The sequence below is a fragment of the Psychrobacter sp. LV10R520-6 genome, from assembly GCF_900182925.1.
GTDB lineage: Bacteria > Pseudomonadota > Gammaproteobacteria > Pseudomonadales > Moraxellaceae > Psychrobacter.
Genome location: NZ_LT900024.1, coordinates 1,083,024 through 1,104,160, shown reverse-complemented (window position 1 = coordinate 1,104,160; position 21,137 = coordinate 1,083,024). Strand labels below are relative to the sequence as shown.

14 protein-coding genes and 1 pseudogene are annotated in these 21,137 nt (G+C 42.0%); 3 read left to right on the top strand and 12 right to left on the bottom strand.

Annotation, left to right across the window (positions count from 1 at the left end; genetic code table 11):
• Positions 1–11 precede the first annotated feature (11 nt).
• From acnD to U1P77_RS04480, 5 genes are all read right to left on the bottom strand, one after another.
• Positions 12–2,645 (bottom strand): Fe/S-dependent 2-methylisocitrate dehydratase AcnD, encoded by a 2,634-nt coding sequence (gene acnD / locus U1P77_RS04500; RefSeq protein ID WP_321156617.1) that lies wholly within the window; start codon positions 2,643–2,645, stop codon positions 12–14.
• A gap of 403 nt (positions 2,646–3,048) precedes the next feature.
• Positions 3,049–4,176: a bifunctional 2-methylcitrate synthase/citrate synthase gene (gene prpC, locus U1P77_RS04495; RefSeq protein ID WP_321156186.1), complete on the bottom strand. Its 1,128-nt coding sequence runs from the start codon at positions 4,174–4,176 to the stop codon at positions 3,049–3,051.
• Between the two features lie 96 nt (positions 4,177–4,272).
• Positions 4,273–5,166 (bottom strand): methylisocitrate lyase, encoded by an 894-nt coding sequence (gene prpB, locus U1P77_RS04490; protein ID WP_321156185.1) that lies wholly within the window; start codon positions 5,164–5,166, stop codon positions 4,273–4,275.
• Positions 5,167–5,835: 669 nt separating this feature from the next.
• On the bottom strand, positions 5,836–7,122 hold the full coding sequence (locus tag U1P77_RS04485) for an NRAMP family divalent metal transporter (protein ID WP_321156184.1): 1,287 nt from the start codon (positions 7,120–7,122) through the stop codon (positions 5,836–5,838).
• Positions 7,123–7,431: 309 nt separating this feature from the next.
• Positions 7,432–8,502, bottom strand: a complete 1,071-nt coding sequence (locus tag U1P77_RS04480) for a LysR family transcriptional regulator (protein ID WP_321156183.1) — start codon at positions 8,500–8,502, stop codon at positions 7,432–7,434.
• Positions 8,503–8,768: 266 nt separating this feature from the next.
• Between U1P77_RS04480 and U1P77_RS04475 the strand changes: the two genes are divergently transcribed.
• Both U1P77_RS04475 and U1P77_RS04470 read left to right on the top strand, forming a co-directional pair.
• On the top strand, positions 8,769–9,758 hold the full coding sequence (locus U1P77_RS04475; protein ID WP_321156182.1) for a hypothetical protein: 990 nt from the start codon (positions 8,769–8,771) through the stop codon (positions 9,756–9,758).
• 166 nt (positions 9,759–9,924) lie between these two features.
• Entirely contained in the window at positions 9,925–10,494 is a 570-nt protein-coding gene (locus U1P77_RS04470; protein ID WP_321156181.1) for a plasmid pRiA4b ORF-3 family protein, read from the top strand.
• 355 nt (positions 10,495–10,849) lie between these two features.
• On the opposite strand, the gene U1P77_RS04465 is transcribed toward U1P77_RS04470, so the two are convergent.
• The 3 genes from U1P77_RS04465 to U1P77_RS04455 form a co-directional block, all read right to left on the bottom strand.
• Positions 10,850–12,130, bottom strand: coding sequence for a tyrosine-type recombinase/integrase (locus U1P77_RS04465; RefSeq protein ID WP_321156180.1), 1,281 nt, complete (start codon positions 12,128–12,130; stop codon positions 10,850–10,852).
• Between the two features lie 1,508 nt (positions 12,131–13,638).
• Positions 13,639–13,905, bottom strand: coding sequence for a hypothetical protein (locus tag U1P77_RS04460; protein WP_321156179.1), 267 nt, complete (start codon positions 13,903–13,905; stop codon positions 13,639–13,641).
• A 497-nt stretch (positions 13,906–14,402) separates the two neighbouring features.
• Positions 14,403–15,158: a M90 family metallopeptidase gene (locus tag U1P77_RS04455; RefSeq protein ID WP_321156178.1), complete on the bottom strand. Its 756-nt coding sequence runs from the start codon at positions 15,156–15,158 to the stop codon at positions 14,403–14,405.
• A gap of 355 nt (positions 15,159–15,513) precedes the next feature.
• On the opposite strand from U1P77_RS04455, the pseudogene U1P77_RS13520 reads away from it, so the two are divergent.
• Positions 15,514–15,921: pseudogene (locus U1P77_RS13520) on the top strand (DUF2855 family protein).
• Positions 15,922–16,139: 218 nt separating this feature from the next.
• Here U1P77_RS13520 and rhuM read toward each other — a convergent pair.
• The 4 genes from rhuM to U1P77_RS04430 form a co-directional block, all read right to left on the bottom strand.
• On the bottom strand, positions 16,140–17,150 hold the full coding sequence (rhuM, locus tag U1P77_RS04445; RefSeq protein WP_321156176.1) for a virulence RhuM family protein/type II toxin-antitoxin system death-on-curing family toxin: 1,011 nt from the start codon (positions 17,148–17,150) through the stop codon (positions 16,140–16,142).
• 150 nt (positions 17,151–17,300) lie between these two features.
• Positions 17,301–18,560, bottom strand: coding sequence for a DUF819 family protein (locus U1P77_RS04440; protein ID WP_321156175.1), 1,260 nt, complete (start codon positions 18,558–18,560; stop codon positions 17,301–17,303).
• A 269-nt stretch (positions 18,561–18,829) separates the two neighbouring features.
• Positions 18,830–20,494 (bottom strand): DEAD/DEAH box helicase CsdA, encoded by a 1,665-nt coding sequence (locus tag U1P77_RS04435; RefSeq protein ID WP_321156174.1) that lies wholly within the window; start codon positions 20,492–20,494, stop codon positions 18,830–18,832.
• A gap of 90 nt (positions 20,495–20,584) precedes the next feature.
• Positions 20,585–20,779, bottom strand: a complete 195-nt coding sequence (locus U1P77_RS04430) for a hypothetical protein (RefSeq protein ID WP_321156173.1) — start codon at positions 20,777–20,779, stop codon at positions 20,585–20,587.
• Positions 20,780–21,137: the final 358 nt, after the last annotated feature.

The window sequence follows — 21,137 nt, the reverse complement described above, 5'->3', positions numbered from 1 at the left end:
TAACTAAGCAATTAAGCAACATCTAACGTACCATCGATAAACTCTTTGGCAAAGCGCTGTAGCATCCCGCCAGCGTTATACATTTTTACTTCATCAGCAGTATCTAAACGGCAGATGATCGGCACCTCAAGTTTGCTACCATCGGCACGGTTAATTATTAAGGTCATCAACCCGCCAGCAGATACTTCGCCTGTCACATCAAATACTTCTGAACCATCAATATTTAAGGTATGACGATTTACGCCTTTTTCAAATTGTAGCGGTAGGGCGCCCATACCGACTAAGTTTTGACGATGGATACGCTCAAAGTCTTCAGCAACCACCGTTTCTACACCAGCTAGACGCACACCTTTGGCAGCCCAGTCACGGCTTGAGCCTTGACCATAGCCGTCACCTGCAATGATGATTAGTGGCTGCTCACGGTTCATATAGGTTTCAATCGCTTCCCACATACGCATGACCTGGCCTTCAGGCTCAACCTTGGCCAATGAGCCTTGGATAATTTCGCCTTTATCATCGCGTACCATTTCATTGAGCAATTTAGGGTTAGCAAAAGTCGCACGTTGAGCGGTTAAGTGATCACCGCGATGGGTGGCATACGAGTTGTAATCCTCGCTTGGTAAACCCATGGTATCAAGATATTCACCAGCAGCTGAATCACCCAAAATAGCATTCGACGGTGACATATGATCAGTAGTGATATTATCACCAAGTACGGCTAGCGGGCGCATACCAGTTAGCGCATTTTTCTTCGCCATTTTGCCTTCCCAATAGGGCGGACGACGGATATAAGTGGTCTGATCACGCCAGTTGTATAATGGGCTTAAGGCTTTACCAGTGTCTTTTTTAGCTTCATCAAACATCGGGATGTAGACGGCATTGAACTGTTCCGGTTTAACCGCTTCTGCCACGATAGCATCCACTTCGTCATCGTCGAACCAGATGTCTTTTAGGTAAACCTCATTGCCATCTTGGTCTTGGCCTAATGAATCTTTTTCGATATCAAAGCGAATGTTACCCGCGATGGCATAAGCGATAACCAGGGGTGGTGACGCTAAGAAGGCTTGCTTGGCATACGGATGGATACGCCCATCAAAGTTACGGTTACCCGATAACACGGCGGTGGTGAATAAATCATTATCAATGATTTCTTTTTCGATATCAGGATCCAGTGCGCCACTCATACCGTTACAAGTGGTACAAGCAAAGCCGACTACATCAAAGCCTATTTGCTGCATATCAGACATCAGCCCTGCTTCTTCTAGGTACATTTTTACGGTTTTAGAACCAGGGGCTAATGATGTTTTCACCCAAGATTTACGTAATAAGCCTTTTGCATTGGCGTTACGGGCGACTAGGCCAGCCGCAACCATATTGCGCGGATTAGAAGTATTGGTACAGCTGGTAATAGCAGCAATGATAACCGCACCATCTGGCATCATGCCTTCTTTTGGTTCTGGTAACTTGTCATCAGCGCCGTGAGCAATGCCTTTGGCGACCAAATCAGTGGTTGAGACCCGTGCATGGGGACGCGAAGGACCCGCCAGATTACGTACTACTGCTGATAAGTCAAACTCAAGTACGCGGTCATAGACAGCCGTTTCCATGCCATCAGCCCATAGACCGGTTTGCTTGGCATACTGTTCGACTAATTTTATTTGCGCTTCACTACGACCGGTAAGGCGTAGATAATCGATAGTTTGCTCATCGATATAGAACATCGCCGCAGTGGCGCCATATTCAGGGGTCATATTAGAGATAGAAGCACGATCACCAACGGTCAGCTGGCGTGCACCATCACCGAAGAATTCGATATAGGTAGAGACCACGCCTTCGTTGCGTAAGAACTCCGCCATGGCGAGGACTAAATCGGTACCGGTAATGCCTTTTTCCAATTTACCGGTTAGCTTCACCCCAACGAAGTCTGGGAGGCGCATATATGAAGGATTGCCTAGCATAACACTTTCAGCTTCCAAACCGCCAACACCGATAGAGATAACACCTAAGGCATCAACCATTGGGGTATGGCTGTCAGTACCAACGAGTGTGTCAGCAAAGGCTACTTCACGACCGTCTTTACCTTTTACGACTTGTACGACTGGCGACATCTTCTCTAAGTTAATTTGATGCATGATGCCGTTACCAGGTGGTACGACGTTGACGTTATCAAAGGCATACTCGCACCAGTTGATAAAGTGAAAGCGGTCATCGTTACGACGTTCTTCAATGGCACGATTTTTCTCAAATGCATTTTCTTCAAAGCCGGCATGTTCAACCGCCAGCGAATGGTCAACAATCAATTGTGTTGGGACGATAGGGTTAACTTGAGAGGGATCACCACCTCGCTCAGCAATAGCATCACGGAGTCCAGCTAAGTCAACAAAGGCGGTCTGGCCTAAAATATCATGACAGACCACACGAGCCGGATACCAAGGAAAATCAAGATCTTGCTTGCCTTTAATATGCTGGGTTAAAGCAGCAGTCAAGTCCTCAGGTGGGCAACGACGAACCAAGTTTTCGCACAGTACTTTTGATGAGTACGGCAGTTTGTCATAAGCGCCCACTTCGATATTCTCAACGGCTTCGCGGGTATCGAAGTAATACAGGTCAGTATCGGGTAGTGGCTTTTTGAATTGCTCATTCATCGGCTGAATTAGGTTGTCCATAGAGTACCTTTGGCTGTGGGCTGGTTAAAATGGGGGTCAAGCTGAATAAGAAAGGCGGGTTTTTTAGCAAAATCAATGTTGTTGTCATTAACGTGATAGTCATCAGTTCAGTAGTGCTGGCAGGCTTTGCTAAAAAAACTTTTTGAAAATTGAAAATAAGTGTAGGGTGCGCAGTGCGCACCTGAAAGTCGTTAAAACAAAGCATTGCTTTGTTAGACTTGCAAGGAAAATCCTTTAAATAGGATTTTCTGACGTTGGTTATAATTTTATTATTGATATGATAGAGTTCACCCTACAAGGCTAAACTTTTCAAACCAAATACTAGAACAAGCAGATTATAGTGAAACAATCGCTTGTTCTAGCGCAGATAAAATTCTATATATTAACGCGCACTCATATCTGGTACAGAACGCAATTCTTCACCGATATATTCCGCACTTGGGCGAATGATACGGTTATTGGCACGCTGCTCAAATACATGCGATGCCCAGCCTGTCAGACGCGAGATAACAAAGATTGGCGTGAACAGTTTGGTGGGGATACCCATGAAATGATAGGCAGAAGCGTGGAAGAAATCGGCATTACAGAACAACTTCTTTTCGCGCCACATGACTTCTTCACAACGTACTGATACGGGGTATAGCACATCATCACCAACGTCTGCCGCTAGTTTTTCAGCCCAACCTTTAATGACTACGTTACGGGGATCTGAATCAGTGTAGATAGCGTGACCGAAGCCCATGATTTTGTCTTTACGCGCCAGCATGCCCATCATCTCTTTTTCGGCGTCATCAGGTGAGCTAAAGCCTTCAATCATATCCATAGCTGCTTCGTTCGCGCCGCCATGTAAAGGACCACGTAAGGTACCAATCGCGCCAGTAATACAAGAATGGATATCAGATAGGGTGGAGGCACAGACGCGCGCGGTGAAGGTTGAAGCGTTAAACTCGTGCTCAGCGTAAAGAATGAGCGATACGTTCATCACCTTTTCATGTAGCTCGTTTGGTTTCTCACCTTTTAGCAGATGTAAGAAATGTCCGCCGATAGTCTCGTCGTCCGTTTCAGTTTCGATACGCTCATTGTCATGGGTAAAACGATACCAATAGTTGATAATCGATGGGAATACGGCTAGCATACGATCCGCTTGGTCGTTTTCTTCATCAAAACTCATTTCAGTTTCAAGATTACCTAGCATTGAGTTGCCAGTACGCAGCACATCCATCGGGTGCGAGTCAGCAGGGATACGCTCAAGCACATCTTTTAATGCTTGCGGTAGACCGCGTAAGCCTTTAAGTTTGGTTTGATAGGCATCAAGTTCGCTTTGGTTAGGCAGATTGCCATATAATAAAAGATAAGCGACTTCTTCAAAAATGCATTTGTCTGCTAAATCTGAAACGTCATAACCGCGGTAAGTTAAGCCTGAGCCTGATTTGCCAACGGTAGATAGAGCGGTCTTGCCAGCGACTTGACCGCGTAGGCCTGCGCCTGAAAGTTCTTTTTGTGCTGCCATGATAAATTCCTTTTGGTGGTAGCGTGGTGTTAAGTGATAGTTTTAAGCAATGATGCTAAGTAATAGCGGTAACTGTTCATCAGTAAAAGATACGGTTTACTTGTTATCAGCGAATAGCTTATCTAAAGTCTGCTCGAACTCATGATAGTTCAAAAAGTCATAGAGCTCCATACGAGTCTGCATGGTATCAACGACATTATCTTGCGTGCCGTCAGATAAGATATGTTGGTAAACATTGAGCGCGGCTTTGTTCATGGCACGAAATGCTGATAATGGATACAGCACCATATCCACACCAACGCCATATAGCTGATCAGTCGTGTAAAGGTCAGTCTGACCAAATTCAGTCATGTTGGCAAGTACGGGAATGTCTAGCACGTCTGTGAACTTACGGTACATTTCAATATCGGTTAAGGCTTCAGCAAAAATCATATCAGCGCCGGCTTCTTGAAACGCAACCGCGCGCTCAACAGCAGCGTCAAGGCCTTCGACAGATAGGGCGTCCGTACGTGCCATCACTACAAAGTCTTTATCAACTTTGGCATCAAGGGCTGCTTTTAAGCGATCCACCATCTCTGAAATACTAACGATTTCTTTATTGGGGCGATGGCCACAGCGTTTTTGTGCCACTTGGTCTTCAATATGTACCGCTGCGACGCCCGCTTTTTCCATTTTTCTAACGGTTTGGGCAATGTTAAACGAGCCACCAAAACCAGTGTCGATATCGACTAATAATGGCGTATCAACAGCATCAGTAATCCGGCGAGCATCTTCTAAGACATTATCAAGACTGGTCATACCCAAATCAGGTAAACCAAATGACGCATTGGCTACGCCAGCACCGGAAAGATATAAGGCTTGATGACCCACTTGAGTCGCCATCATGGCAGTATAGGCGTTAATAGCACCGGCAATTTGTAGCGGTTGGTTGTTAGTATTTTTTTGGGTAAGTGCGCTGCGAAAACGAGCGCCAGCTGATGGCAATGTCATGCGAAAATCCTTTTGTAGAGGGTTTGTCTTATCGTTATTAATTCTTTATTGACTTTGATTATACCTAATTACTCGGAGCTTCAAAGAAACATTTCAGTTCTACTAATTATTATATTTAACTACTTAATGTATTTATAATTAACTTATTCGTTATTTGAATAGCAATATCCATTATTATACAGCTCAGCCGATCCATTATTCATATACACAAAATAAGCTATTATATTAGGCTATAATTTTTACATTTAGTTACAATTGGTGGCAAGGAAATAAAATCAATACTGTATTTTATGGCCTTAAGTCAGTCTAGAGCAGTAACGAAGTTGTGGTTAATTGAGTCTACTTGCATACCGAACAAGCGATATGCAATAGAAGCTATCGGCAGAATATTAAATATTATAAGTGTTAGGAATGTTAAGCAATTGAGTTAAATACTCGTTTTTATTTGGTTTGATAACATACTATTGAATATCTACAACAAAGATAGCAATTGTATAATCTGCTTCATATCTAAGTACTATTAATCAAAAGTACTGTCAATTCTAAGTATTATCAATCAAAAAAATATCAGCAATAAAAAAGCCCCAATAAACGAGCTATTGAGGCCTTAAACTATGCAGTTGTTCAACTAACAAGAGCTCAACTAAGAAGCACTTAATTTAAAAAGGTTTAACCAAAAAGCCCGGCAAGGTTGGCTAGGAATAATAGCGCAAAGCTCGCTAAGAATATTAAACCGGCAATTGATAACGCATTCATACCTACTGAAAGTTTTTGATGGCTTTTTACCAATGAGTAGTTCAACCAACCAAAGATAGGGGCAGAAAGAAATGCCGATATCATAGCGAACTTGAGCATAGTGCCTAACTGTCCAGTAAAGAAAGTGATAATTACTAGTCCGCCACCAATGGCATAAGTCGTCCAAAAAGCGATCTGCTTTTTGTTAATCTCGTCTTGGCCTTTTAACAAGCGCCAGCACTCAGCATTGGCACGCCCATAACCATCCGCACAAGTAATCGTAGTGCCAAACATACACATAAAGGCAATGAAGGCGACCAGCAATCTCGACCATTCACCAATGGTATTGGTATACATGCTAATCAGCTGATCGATATAAGCGCCGCCGGCAATCTGAATCTCTTGACCTGAACCATATTGAACAAAGACACCGAGCGATAAGAAGAATAACGCCAAAATAGCAGAGATTGAATAGCCGACATTAAAATCTAATAAGCCTTGACGGTGCGTCGTGTGATCGGCTTTCACTTTCGCTGAAGTCCACATAGAGGTAATGGCAGCAAACTCAAGCGGTGCCGGCATCCAGCCCATTAGTGCCACAATAAAACCTAAGGTAGCTAAGTTCCAAGGGGAGGCCGCTACAAAGTCAACCGCCATAACCGTAGGCTTACCGGCCGCAATGATTACTGCCGCAACGGTCGTGGTAGTAAGCGCAATCATAATCCATTTGGTAACTCCATCAAGCAGCTTATAATGACCGGCTATTAAAAATACCCAACATACCCCAGTCACTATTAATGCCAGCGTAATGGTTGACAGCCCAATAGAAGCGGGCAGCATAAAGCCTAAAATTACCGCCGCAATTAACGACACCGCGCCAGTACTAATAACCGCTGATAAGATAGATAGGATAAAGTATATCCAAAGATATGCTTTTGAGCGTTTGGCATAACCGGCAATCAAGCTTTCGCCAGTATCGTAAACGTAGTCGGTACCGAAACGAAAGAACGGATATTTAAAGACGTTGGCTAATATAATCATAATAGCCAACTGCCAGCCATAAAGTGCACCTGCTTGAGTCGATGAAATTAGATGTGAGCCGCCAATGGCAGCCGTTGCCATCAAGATACCTGGGCCAAAAATGCGCCAACTGAAGCCTTCTTGCGCAGCGGTAGTATCGTTGGCTTTATTATTAGGGTGGTTAAGTTGTTGTGTGGACATGAATACCTCAAAATAGTTAAAACGGCAAATTATCACTTACCTGTGTCAGCTTGCCAATGATTTTTAGAGAATGATTTTTAGAGAATGATTTATAAAATAATTAGTATAAAACGATTCATCTTGTATCGACTTTATCACAATGATGCTACTCAGAATAATAATTATTCTAATTATTATTCCTGTTTGTTTTTATCACCATTCCTAATATTTTTTATTGTTAAGCGTCAATATTAAACACCAATATTGAGCGTATTTTTTAGCGATTCTTTATAACACTATGCCCATCCAATAGCCAATATTTTAAAGTAATTAAACAAATTTCTGCCGTCGATAGGTAATGCCACGCTTCTCATATACCTGATAGATAGCATTGAGAAGATCAGGAACTTTAGGATGTACAAAGTCCTTTAGGGTATGTAAATAAATAGGGGAGGTGACGTTCTCGTGAACTAGCCGCTGATAGCTGATCTGATCAGTCCGAACGGTTTGTAGGCTGGCAGGTACTAAGGTAATGCCTTCGCCTGCGGCCACTAAGCCCAGGGCGACTTGTAAATCACTGACTTTAGTGGTCATAAACGGCGAGATACCGTATTGAGCAAATAAATACAATAAAGGCTCTGTAATTGAGTTCGCTAAACTCACGTTTGCTGCATCCGTCTTATTATCCGTCCTAATGTTATCCTTCTTAGCAGCGCTATCCGTCTGAGCGGTCGGTATTTGCGAAAGCGACGTATTGGCTGTGTGCACTGGCAAGTGCGTTTGATGATATAAAATTAAGCGGTTGTTTGCCAAATCAATCAACCGTTGCTTACGGACATGGGCAAGGGGATGCGCTTTAGGGAGCGCCACCACATAGCGCTCATGGCGTAATAATATTTGCTGTATCCAAGGGTCTTGATGGGCAAAGCGACCAAAGCCAATGTCAATCTCACCCGTTTTGAGCGCTTCAATCTGTTGGTAGGAGCTTATATCTTTGAGATTGACCTCGATATTAGGGCTGTTGTTAGGACTATTATTAGCGCTGTTATTAGATTTATTACGCTTTAAAGTCGCAATGATTTCTGGAAGTAACCCATACAGCACCGACGGCACAAAACCTATATTTAGTGTTGTACTGGGTGCAGATAGCCGTTGGGTCATACTAGTAACGGTTTCAATCTCAGTCAGTACCCCGCTGATTTTGTCATAAAAAAAGACACCTGCTGCTGTCAGATGTAACGGCCTGTGATAGCGATCAACCAATACCACGCCCATATCAGCCTCAAGCTGTTTAAGTAGTCGGCTTAAGGTAGGCTGTGATAAGCCCGTTGTGGTTGCCGCGGCACTAAAGCTTCTTACGTTGGCAATGGCAATAAAGGCATTGAGCTGTTTTAGATCCATTTTTTACATCCTCAAGACACTATAATAAGTGCTGATAATCAGTGCTGGGATTCACTTAGCCTATATAGCAACTCGAATACCTGGCATGATTGTACTAATTTACGAATAGATTATAACCGATGATACAAATTGTGCTTGAAGATAGTCGGCCAGCCAATTATATTGTCCACACACAGCTTTGTTACATTTTAGCAAGACAGCAGTATAATAACTTAATTTTAGCAATCACTTAATGTTAGTGGTATAAACTGGCTGGGTATCATCCTATGAACGACGCAGACAACAATAACACTGACCATGATGCCAAGGTTGATCAAGGGGCGGGTTTATCTAAAACCGAGTATGCAAAACCTACTAAAAATACTCGCACCAGTGATATTTATAAGCGCTTCCTCAACCGTGTTAAAAGCATTGATAGTGACAATAATGATGATAATGTTACTATCAATTTAGAGAGCTTAGAGAAATTTAAAGAATCATCTACCTATGAACCTTTAAACGAAGAAGAGCTGCACCTATTTACCGATTATGAACAAGAGATAGATTCTAACGAGTCAGACTTTACCAGCATTGATATCAGCTTCTCTAATGATGATGAAAGGATAAATTATGAAGGCGAGGTCACAGATTTATCAGAATTATCTGCTGATAACGAGTCTACGCATGACAATGACAACTTAGCCCCTGAAACTGAAACAAATTCAGGTACTAACTCTAGCACTAAAAAGACCAGCACATTGTGGGGTAAGCCAGTGGGCAATGGCAAGCTTCTGATCATCGGGGGTTTTTGTGGATTATTATTAAGCGCCCTTATTGTGGTGACACTCAACGCTACGGGTTTCTTAGCAGCTTCAACCAACAATTTAGCCCCAAATAGTATTCAAACAATATCTACTAACACACTAGTTGCTAATAGTGAACAAGCGACTAATGAGAATACAACGACTAAAGTTGATCCTTCAAATGTAGACAATACCAACCTAAATAACTCTGGCACAGCGATATCAACTAAAACATCAAGCAGCGATACTTTGAGCGCTGACGCTACGACTAATGATAGTAAACTTGAAATGGATAATACAAAAACAGTCTCAAGTGAAGAACTGCCCGCACAGCCAGCATCAAAACAAAATGAAGTAAAAAATAATAGTACCGATAATATTACTAAGAATAGTGCTGTAACCGGAATAGATATCAGCCCTGAGGATTTTAGGGAAGAGGCGCAAAGTACTTTATACCGTGAGACTACAGATTAATCCTGACTGATAGTCAGTGACTGAGTTAGAAATCTCGTTACAAGTGACTATAAAACTGTCTGTTTAACTTATTTTTGCATAAGTCTATGTTTATGTAGTAGATTATATCTTTTAAGCGTCTCTTTTAAAGGATTTGAAGCTTTCTCAACTAACAGTGAGTAAATCAATGAGCCAAAAAAAACAAACCTATCAAATTAAAATTGCCTTGCAATGGAGCAAACCTCCGATTTGGCGAAGGGTTCTGATTGACAGTCGCTACCATCTTGACGATTTGCACGTTATTATCCAAGAGTCTATGGGTTGGGAAAACAGCCATTTGCATCAGTTTGAATACCAACAGACTACCTATGTACAGTATAACCCTGAATTCGGTGAACTATGGGAAGGACAAGATTATGAGATGGGTAAACCTATTTCCTTGTTTTTAAAGGAGGAAAAAGACAAATTAATGTATGAATACGACATGGGCGATGGCTGGGTTCATATTATCGAACTTGAAAAAATATTGCCCACAGATAAGAAGCAAACCCTGCCTATTTGTATTGGTGGTCGCCGTGCCTGCCCTCCTGAAGATGTTGGTGGAATGGGCGGTTATGAATATCTTCAGGAAGTGATAGCAGACGAAACTCACGAAGATCATTCAAATATGCTAGATTGGCTTGGCTTAGACAGTGGTAGCGATTTTGACCCCGCGACCTTTAGTAAAGATGAGGTAAACACACGTTTTTCTCGATAGCCTTCAAGTCAGCGCTGTAAGGTGCTATTGAAGTACCAAGTGACTACCCACGCAATAGCCTCGGAGATAGGCTGGAGTCCTGAAACCTTGCGATCATGGCATAAAAAAGCGCATTGAGAAAAGCACCCCCGAAGTGGTTCATGCTCAAAGCCAAGAGCAACGTGTCAAAGCGCTTGATCGAGACAACCGGGAGCTTCAGCAAGCCAATGAGATCTTGTGTAAAGCAACTACTTTTTTCGCCCAAGCGGAGCTAGGCCGTCCCTTCGAGTAATGATCGACTTCATTGAAAATAACAAAGAGGATGATTGAATTAGTAACTGAATATTCACAACGCATCGGTGTGTCTTTTTGAACTCTATGGTTGCTCTTTAGAACGATTTCGGAGCGCATCTATATAGTTTGCCCAATCTTGCATCATTTGCACTCTAGTATCTATCTCATCAAGTCTATTGTAAGCACCACCATGCGTGTCCTTTATTCTATGACCCAGCTGTAACTCTGTTACGATATCCGAGTAGCGTAACTCAGGTTGTTCCATAAGCAAAGTTTTAGCTGATGCCCGAAATCCATGAGCGCATTGCAAGTCTTTGTATCCAAGCCTATGAAATATCTGCACTAGCGTTGCTTTACTAATATAAGGATTTCTTGAGGCGCGCATCGATGCAAATACATACTCTTTATGACCTGTGACTGATTGCATTCCTCGTAAGCGCGCAATGACCTGAGTGGCTAGTGGTACAACTAAGTGCGATACCATATCCTCACGACCTTCGCCTTTAATAGGGGAAAACTCCCATAGCTTATTATCCCAATCTATATCCTGCCAGCGCATAGACCGCAAATCGATACTACGTACAAACACGTAAGGTAGCAAATTCATTGCTTCTAACGTAATTTTGCTTGCGCTTTTAAATGTGAACATATCAGTTAAGAGGGCAGCAAACTGGTCGGGTTTAGTAATGGCTGGCAAATGATTACCTGAATTGGCAGGTGCAAGCTCGCCGCGCGTATCAATAGCCACATTTTTATCACATAGTCCTCGCGCTACAGCGAATGAAAATACTTTTTCAGTATAAAGTCGGGTACTTGCGCCAACGAAAATCGCTTGATTTTCATTGTTTTGAATAGCCTCACACACATTCAATATAATCTCGCTAGTAATATCGTTCATTCTTAAGTCACCAATTTCACGACACATATATCCTAGACACAAATCCCAAAATTTGAGGGTCGACTCACTAAACGAGAGCTGTTTAGATTTACCTTGATGGCGACTTGCCATCTTGTTGTCTCTCCAAGCCTGCGAGACCTCAGCAAACGTTGCATTTTTTAGATGGGCGTATTTATTAACTTGTTCTTGTTGATGTATGGCCTTGGGATCAGTGCCCTTTGAGACCAGGTTAAGTATGGACTCTGCTTTATACTTAACCTCATATAAACTAATATCATCGATCTTACCTAGCATCATTCTAGGTCGTTTACCGTCAATGTGTGGATGGGAATAACGAAGGTAGTATTCCTTTTTGCCATTCGGGTAGATACGAACACTTAAACCAGAAATGCCTGAAATACTGACTGAATAATCTTTATCTCGGCATTCAAGTTTATTAATATCATTCACATTATTGACAACCATTATGTATATCCATAAATGTTACAGGTGGGATTAATTAGGAGTATTCATATATTAACTTGATACTTAACTTGAGAACATGATTTCCACAAGTATGATGACTTATGAAAATCATGTTCTGTATAGATAGTAAAAGATAATTGGACACTGAAACGGACACTGTTTATATATCTATATCTAATAAACCTAATAAATAATGGGCTTATAGACTTAATCATTCCCAAGGCTCACTTGGGGATAATTATAGTATAGTGGAGAAAGAAGGAGTAAGCTATTTTTTTGTTGATCTATATGGTGTTTGAAGGAATAATCTTCACATAGATTAAAAGTAAGAGTGCTGTTTGCTATTGGCAATAGAGTCCTTCGACATATTTGCACGAAAAACCGTGCTCCTGTACTCGCACAGAATACCTTAATCAGGGTGATAGTACTGTTCTGTGCAAATTTGGAAGGTATCAACTCAATGCTTTAGATTGAGATATCTCAGGAAGAACGAGAGATGTTAGAAAAGACCAATGAATGTTTCACTAATCAGGAAGACCCTTTTGGTGACTCTAAATAAAAGCGTATTACAATGTAGTTAGCTATGAGGTGTATCTAGACTTGGACTTACTGAGATGCCAAGGAGGAGCATTGTTAGAGCTTGTATACGTTCTTATCAATGATATAGAGTAATAGGCCTCCAGAAGGGTTATTGCTTTTACTTTGATCTGATTGTCACTTGGTGGCGAATACTTCTGTACCTAACATAGTTCAAGCACATTCGCATCAATGAGGAAGTTGGCTAAGCTACCAACAATCGATTGATGAGTGATTTGATTATTAGGTGATGATTAGGAATGATTAGGAATGACAAATTATGCAAAGGGGTTATGTACATTATGAAGGTAGTAAGCTTAGCAATGATGAGTAGAACAAGTTCATTGAACAGACTAACTTTAAATGAGTATTAAAATTACTGTACCTACAACGTGTCTATAAGAGGTCATTGACAGATTGATTTAATAAGTTAATCGTAGACTACGAGCGCACTAGGACTAATTAAGACTCTGGACATTAAGTCTTCAAGACATATCAGTTAGTAACTATGCTAGTGACGATCATAATGATTATTTAAATAGATAATATATTATGATTGAGTAATCAGGAGCTAGACTAATTAATGACTTACTGTTTAGTTATGGGTTTATGAAGTTAATGTCAGGTAGCTCTAGTTTAACATAATATACATTATGCGAAAACAAACTAACGGTCCTGAAGATTCCTACAAACTAATTAATATGACTAATTTATTAACTTCTACGCAATGGTTTTAAAAAAATAGCTTTTCTGAATTTATCTGTCTGTATTTATTCCGCGGCTAAATTATTCTCACTATATTATTTATAACTTTCAAAAACACTTACTACTGTTGGCTGTTAAATATAAGAACTCAGTCTCGATTGATGGCTAATAACTCTCTAATACTAAAATCTATCTTAGCTAATAATTTACTTAGCAACCGTTTTTTATTAACCACAAGCCTCCATTAAATAATCTTTTAATGAACTGCCTTCGTCATCCAAAATAACATCTGTCACTTGGCAATCAGCATCATCACAGAACAAATCGTAATAAACCTTACTGCCGTGCGCTAAACTAACTTCAACCAATCCTTGCGTGGTCATTGAAAACTGCTTGTCTTGCTCATAACCAGGGTCTTGAGAATTCCATAAGACGTCGTAACCGATATGACAGGACATTTGCTCTTTATCGAAGTAATCTCGCTCAAGTTGCATGACTGCTCGTAGATCTTGGTTACCGTATTATGGCGGAATTCGGCTGCAACGGCTCAACTATATCTGCTGTGGCAGTACTGGTGGCTACCAGCCCCATTATTAGCGTCAGTGTAAGTAATCCCAACTTTTGCATAGCGACCTCTATAGACTCTCAAGCTCCAACTTTATGATTGTTATCACTCGTTACACCATGTTTACCTCATCAATTTGCTGCATTATCGTATTAGGTAGGTTTAAGGGCTAAAAACAATAGTTTACACAGCACTATCACAAATTTTGATAATTTATCCTTATTATGCTATTTAGTATAATAAAACTGATATCAAGGTAAGCGTTATCTGATCGCTATTATCAATGACCAATGGACGGTTTAAAGCTTTGATTAATCAGTAGTTAATCAGTAAATTATCAAAAAAAAGGGCAGTACGTCATTTAATGGATGCACTGCCCTTTTTACTTGCTGCTATTCCATATCTTATGAAGCCTACATCATGAGCTTACGATTTCGATCCTAGCGGATCCTGAAGAAAAAACTTCACCATGATTTCGTAAATCTCAGGATAAGCGTCCACCAGCTTCTGAGGTGTTTCAAAGAACACTTCACTGAGAACGGCAAAAAACTCAGCCGGATTGGTAGCACCATAACGATCTAACCCCGCCTTGCGATGTTTCTGAAAATCAGTGAACCCGCGTTCCATTGTCTCGGTCCACCTAGTAGGATTCATATCGGGTTGCATTGGTGGAAAGCCATTGGCTCGACCATTGAGCATGTCGAGTTTGTGAACAAATTCGTGAATGACGACATTGTGACCATCACGCTCGCCTGAATGTTTGGCATCCTTCCATGAAAGAATGACGGGACCTCGAAGCCATGCTTCACCGCTACGATGTTGGTGACCTTCATGGACGATACCGAACTCGTCTACGGTGGTGCTTTCGCTGGTGTATGAACCGGGATAGATGATGATTGATGACCAGCCAGCGTACCATTCAAGGCTTAGGTGTAAAATAGGCAGACAGGCTTGCAAGGCAATGGACTGTCTTACCTTATCGGTGATTACAAAGCCTTGAGCTCCGTTAATAGATTTGTCGTCCAAAAATAAAGTTGCCAGTTCAAACAGGCGGCTCATCTCATCCTCGTTCAGCCTATCAAGTATCACAATGCGCTCGGCAGCTTGCATCCAGTCGGCATTGGTAAATTCGCTGTTGTCCAATACACGCTGCTCGCGCCAGTCTTTTATCATGCTGAACATGTTCTGTTTTTCCTCTAATGTTGATATTTAGACCGAATTAATAAGGTTTTCTAGCTCTTTACGAAAGGTGTGCTCAGAGGTGTAACTTTCTGTGCTCCGTTGGACGATTTTATTGACATAATTGGTGACATTACTTTCAGTCAAATGATCGAGTTAAATTGTTATAAGCGTATCATAACCTAGTGACGTTGTTGAGTTATGTCCTTTTTTCAGACAATAGCCGATTTTTCATCACATCACATTACACAGCACTATCATTAACTTTGCTAATTTATCTTCATAGCTTTTAGTCAGTTATTAGATAGTTTTGAATTAATACGGCTGGACGCCCAACCCAAGTCTCAAGGAAAGAGATATGCAAGAGTTTCAAACCAATAAAGCAGATATAACCCAACATCGCTTAGTAGAAACACCGGTAAACACCATTAGCGATAACGAAGTATTAGCCAAAGTTGACCGTTTTGCCTTTACCGCCAACAATATTACTTATGCGGTAATGGGCGATCAATTAAAATATTGGCAGTTTTTCCCGCCGAATGGCGACGAGGCGCAAAAATGGGGGATTATTCCGGTATGGGATTTTGCTGATGTGATCGAATAAAATAGTAACGAGCTGCCAATCGGCGAACGACTGTTTGGCTATTTCCCGCCGGCCAATGAGTTAGTCATAAAACCTACGAGGGTTACATCAGCGAGCTTGATAGACGGCAGTGCCCATCGTGCAGAGCTACCACCTGACTTAACGCTCTCCCATGCCTCCTGATAACGTCTTAGTTATGGGCTTCGTTAGGTAAGATAATACTGTTCGCTCCAAAGTATTTATGACCCCTACAATTTTAGCTGGCAAGCACGGCATTCGTACGTCTTTTGTCAATTGGCGAACCAATACTGACGATGTTAACAAGGTTTGTGAAATTATCGAGCAGATACTCAAATAAACATAGGAGGCAAAAACAGGACTTATTTGAGACTACTTCCTGCTTAGACCTCTAATGACAGCATATTCATGATAAGTTTAATTAAGGTCTCTTTTTGGTTGGGATCAGACTCAGCGACCAATAAGGTTAAGGCTGCAAGGCCAGTATTATTAATAACCATGTCGCCTTGGTCATTGAGCAATCGACCATTACGATGCAAAAAATCTACGAATAAAAAAGCACCGCTGCGTTTATTGCCATCTGTAAAAGGGTGGTTTTTTACCATAAAGTATAGTAAATGCGCCGCTTTACTCTCGATAGTAGGATACGCAGGCTCGCCAAAGACCGTTTGCTCTAAGTTTCCGAGCACACTAGCCAAACCGTCGCCACGAGGCTGAGCAAACAGTTCTGTCGCCTCACCACGAGACATAAGCTGTGATTTTAAATTATTCAAGGCTGCCATAGCTTCAGTCGGACTGGGTAACACGCCGCCAAACTGCCCCGCTGGATCATCTAACAAGCCTTCATCATAGCGTTGTAGCCATAAAAAAGTCTGCGTATAACGGCTGATAATCTCAACCAAACCTCGGCCTTCGTCAGTATTCAGTTCAGGGCTTTGGGCGGTTTTTTTAATTAAGTTTAAGGCTTGTTGTAATTCGGCAGAATTTTTATCAAATCGCTGTTGATTTAGAGTGTAGCCTTGCACCAAATATTCGCGTAAGCGCTGGGTTGCCCAAATACGAAACTGGGTACCGCGCGGTGACTTTACTCGATAGCCAACTGAGATGATGACGTCAAGGTTATAGTGCTCAACCTGATAGGTTTTACCATCCGTGGCAGTTGTCGCAAATTTTGCGACAACTGCCTTTTTATCTAGCTCACCCTCTTTAAACACATTATTAATATGCTTACCCAGCGTTTTTACATCGCGGTCAAACAACTCTGATAGTTGCTGGCGGTTTAGCCAAACACTATCATTTTCGATATGTACACGGATATCAGACTGGCCATCTGCTAATTTATATATCTCTATTTTCGAGTTTTCAGCAGTTTCATCATTTCTAGTAACTTTCATTTATTCGTCCTTTACTTATACAGAGTTGGTATTGACCGACTATTGCTTAACTCTATAGAGAGTACATGACATTAAGCGCAGTTAACACCGTAGCTATTTTAAGGTTTTGGACAATATTTATAGCGCGTTACCTATGCTGCTTTATTAAGGTCAAGTCACTACCAGACGCATCAACTGAGTACTGATATAGCCGCCTATCGTGCCCATCGCATAACCCAAAATCCCTAAAAATACACCCACTGGTGCTAATGACGGGTGAAAAGCGGTGGCGACAATCGGGGCTGAAGATGCACCACCGGTATTGGCATTAGAGCCTACAGCTAAGAAGAAAAATGGTGCGCGAATGATTCTGGCGACTATAAATATAATCATTATATGAATGCTCATCCATACCAAACCAATCAGCAACAGACGCCACTGTGAGACTATACCTGCTAGGTTAATCTGCATACCGATAGCGGCAATCAAAATAAAAATAAATACCGTACCGATTTTGGACGCGCCAACATGATCCAAACGTCGTATCTTAGTAAAGGAAAAGCCCACGCCTAATAAGGTGATAATCACCACCATCCAAAAGAAAGAGCTGGCAAAGCTATATTGTACTGCCCAATCATAGGGCGCAAAAAATCCAGCAATCTGCCCACCAGCAAAATGCGCCAATCCTACCATCGCGAAACACAGTCCAAACATCACCATCAAATCATTTAAGGTGGCTGGACGTGCATGATCGCGCTCATAGCTTTCAACGGCGGCGATTACTTTATCAATACTGCTGGTATCCGCCTTTAAGAAACGGTCAATTTTATCGCTATGCTTGGCCATGACTAATATTGCGAGTAACCACAATGAAGCATTAGTGGTATCAACCAATATCATCATACCGAACAAATCATCACTGACTCCAAACAGCTCCTTCATGGCCGCTTGGTTCGCCGCTCCGCCAACCCAACTGCCGGCAACCGCTGAAAATCCGCGCCATAGCGTATCATCGGTAAACATCTCTGGCGATACCCATTTAGCCAGCCCCAAACTAATCGGTCCGCTAATAACAATAGCAACGCTTGCGGCGACAAACATAGCAATGGCTTTCCACCCTAGACCTAAAATCTTAGGCACATCCATAGATAAGGTCATCAGCAGTAAACTTGCTGGCAACAGATAGGTCGCGGTAAAGCCATATATCTGCGAGCCGATACCATCAGCAAACACGCCAAGACTGTTTAGCGTCGCGGGTATAAAGCAGCACAGCACAATACCCGGCAACACCGCATAAAAACGTCGCCAAAACTTACCCGGCAGACCTTGGGTATAGAACACCAAGCCAATGACGGCCATGATGATACCAAACGCTACTGGCAAGCTGTCTACCTTTAATTGAGCAATAGCTAAATGAGAGATGGCGAGCATCGCATGGCTCCGAATCGTAACAGATTATAAAAATAGGCCAGTATAGACAAGGCTAAAACCACGCGCAAGCAGGCATTTATGTTGTATTAATTATTATGAATCATAATTAATGATAGAGCTTTTGTAGCATTGCACTTAAAGTTAAGAACTATATTCAAATGTATAAGACACAAAAAAGCCAGATAACAAGTATCTGGCTTTTCTTATTTCGAACTCTTTGTTAGCAATTCAGATGGCTAGGATTTTCCTAGCCATCCAATGCCAGCTTATTACGAGTTTTTGTTACGATTACCGCCAGTTGGACGGCCTTGGCCACCGCCATTACCTGAACCAGTACGACCTTGGCTGCCACTTGGACGACCGCGACCGGTTGCAGCGCGATCACCGCGTGGGGCGCTAGCGCCGTCACCACGGCTAGGAGCACGTTTGCCTTGATACGGCTTGCCACCTGAACGCTCATTTGGCTTACCAGATGAATCACGTGGCTTACCTTGATAACCGCTGTCATTGCTAGCGCGTTGACCAGTACCAGTGCTGCTATCGCTTGAACGACCACGGCCTTGACCGTTACCACTAGGCTTGCCAGCATAACCACTCGCTGAACGACCACGGCCTTGACCGTTACCGCCGCCATTAGAGCGACCACGGCCACGGCCGCGTGTGTTGCCTTTGTTGTCGCTAGGAACATAAGTCTTTTTAGGCTCCATGCCTTCAATGACACATACTTCCATTTTACGATCTAAATAACGATTGATAGCGTTTAGCTGTGGACGATCATCCATGCTACATAAGCTAATAGCCACACCAGTACGACCGGCACGACCACAACGACCGATACGATGGACGTAATCTTCAGTTTGGCGTGGCAAGTCATAGTTGATTACATGTGATAGTGCTGGCACGTCAAGACCACGAGCAGCTACGTCAGTTGCAACTAAGATTTTGCATTTGCCATTACGTAAATCTTGAACAATGCGGTTACGTTTGCTTTGTGGTAAGTCACCATGTAGAAAGCTGGCTTTATGACCATCTTCTTGTAGCGATTTAGCTAGTTTTTCAGTGCTACGTTTGGTTGCAGCAAAGATAATGACTTGTTCTACGTCTTGCTGGCAAACCACTTTGTCTAAAATTCTGTTTTTATGATCGAAATCATCACAGTAATAGACTTTTTCGTCGATATGAGCTGATTCTACTTTGATAGCAACGCGCTCAGGATTCTTGGTGAAGTTTGCGGCGATCTTGCCAACAGGGCCATCCCAAGTCGCAGAACACATGATGGTTTGACGATCGCTAGGCGCAGCTCTTAAAATATCACTAATATCATCAGCAAAACCCATGTCTAGCATGCGATCCGCTTCGTCAAGTACCAATACTTCTAGTTGTGATAAATCAACACGGCCGGCATTGATATGGTCAAGTAAACGACCAGGAGTCGCTACAATGACTTGCACGCCTTTTTTCAAAGCAGTGATCTGACCGTTGTATGGTGCGCCGCCAACTAAAGGCACGCAGAACAAACCACGCATGTCTTTAGAGTAAGTACGGACGCTGTCATGTACTTGCTGAGCAAGTTCACGCGTTGGCGTTAAGATAAGGGCTTTGGTGTTTTTATCGAAGCTAGTAGCACGGCTTAAACGATCTAGCAATGGAATAACAAAGGCAGCTGTTTTACCACTACCTGTTTGCGCTGACAATAACAAGTCGCGACCGGCTAGAGCAAAAGGAATGGCTTGTGCTTGGATAGGTGTTGGGCTGGTATAACCACTGCGTTCAAGCGCAGTAAGAATTGGTTTGGCAATATTCAGGTCAGTAAAAGTGGGTTTTTTTTCTTCAGAAGTGTTAGCGTCAGTAGTAGGCGCTTGAGTGTTATCTGAGGTATTAGTGTCTTCAATAATACCGTTTTGAGATGCGATTGTAGATAAGATGTCAGTCATGAGTAGCCTTGGTAGTATAAGCTGCTGTACATTCAGAAGCTTGATGCCTACCACTGATAACCGTTCACCACGTCACCTGTTTATTAATAATTATCGAACCTTAATAAAAGTATCAATAATGAGAAGTTTGGCTGCAATGAGCGTATCACTTCTATAAAAGGTGTTGCGTGCTGTCTGACGTATTTTGGTGGTAGTGCCGAGTGTCTTACCCTTGTCTGTTATAGGCAATTTATCTTTGCTTAAATCCAAAGCTGATAAATCCGAAACAACAACCAATCTAGCCATGATGTTGGGCTAGTAGATAAGATATGAGTCAAAAATAATAGGATTATTTAAGTACACAAAATCATCGGCAACAATTACTTTCAGTCATCCTAGACCCAAAATCGCAGGCGATGTTATCAATCTCATAATTCACGTCAGTCGAAGCTAACGTGGCGACGCAGTATAGCATAACAAAAGCGCTAGCGGCAACTAGCTTTCACTTTATTATAAGAGACTGGATATTTAGGGTTGATAATAGCTGATAAAAAACGGCAGACAAGCCTTATATCACTAGTAACCGCTACTATCTGCCTTTATTAAAAGGATGATACACACTATTTAAATCAAGAAAACATTTTCTAAGGAAACACAGCCTATA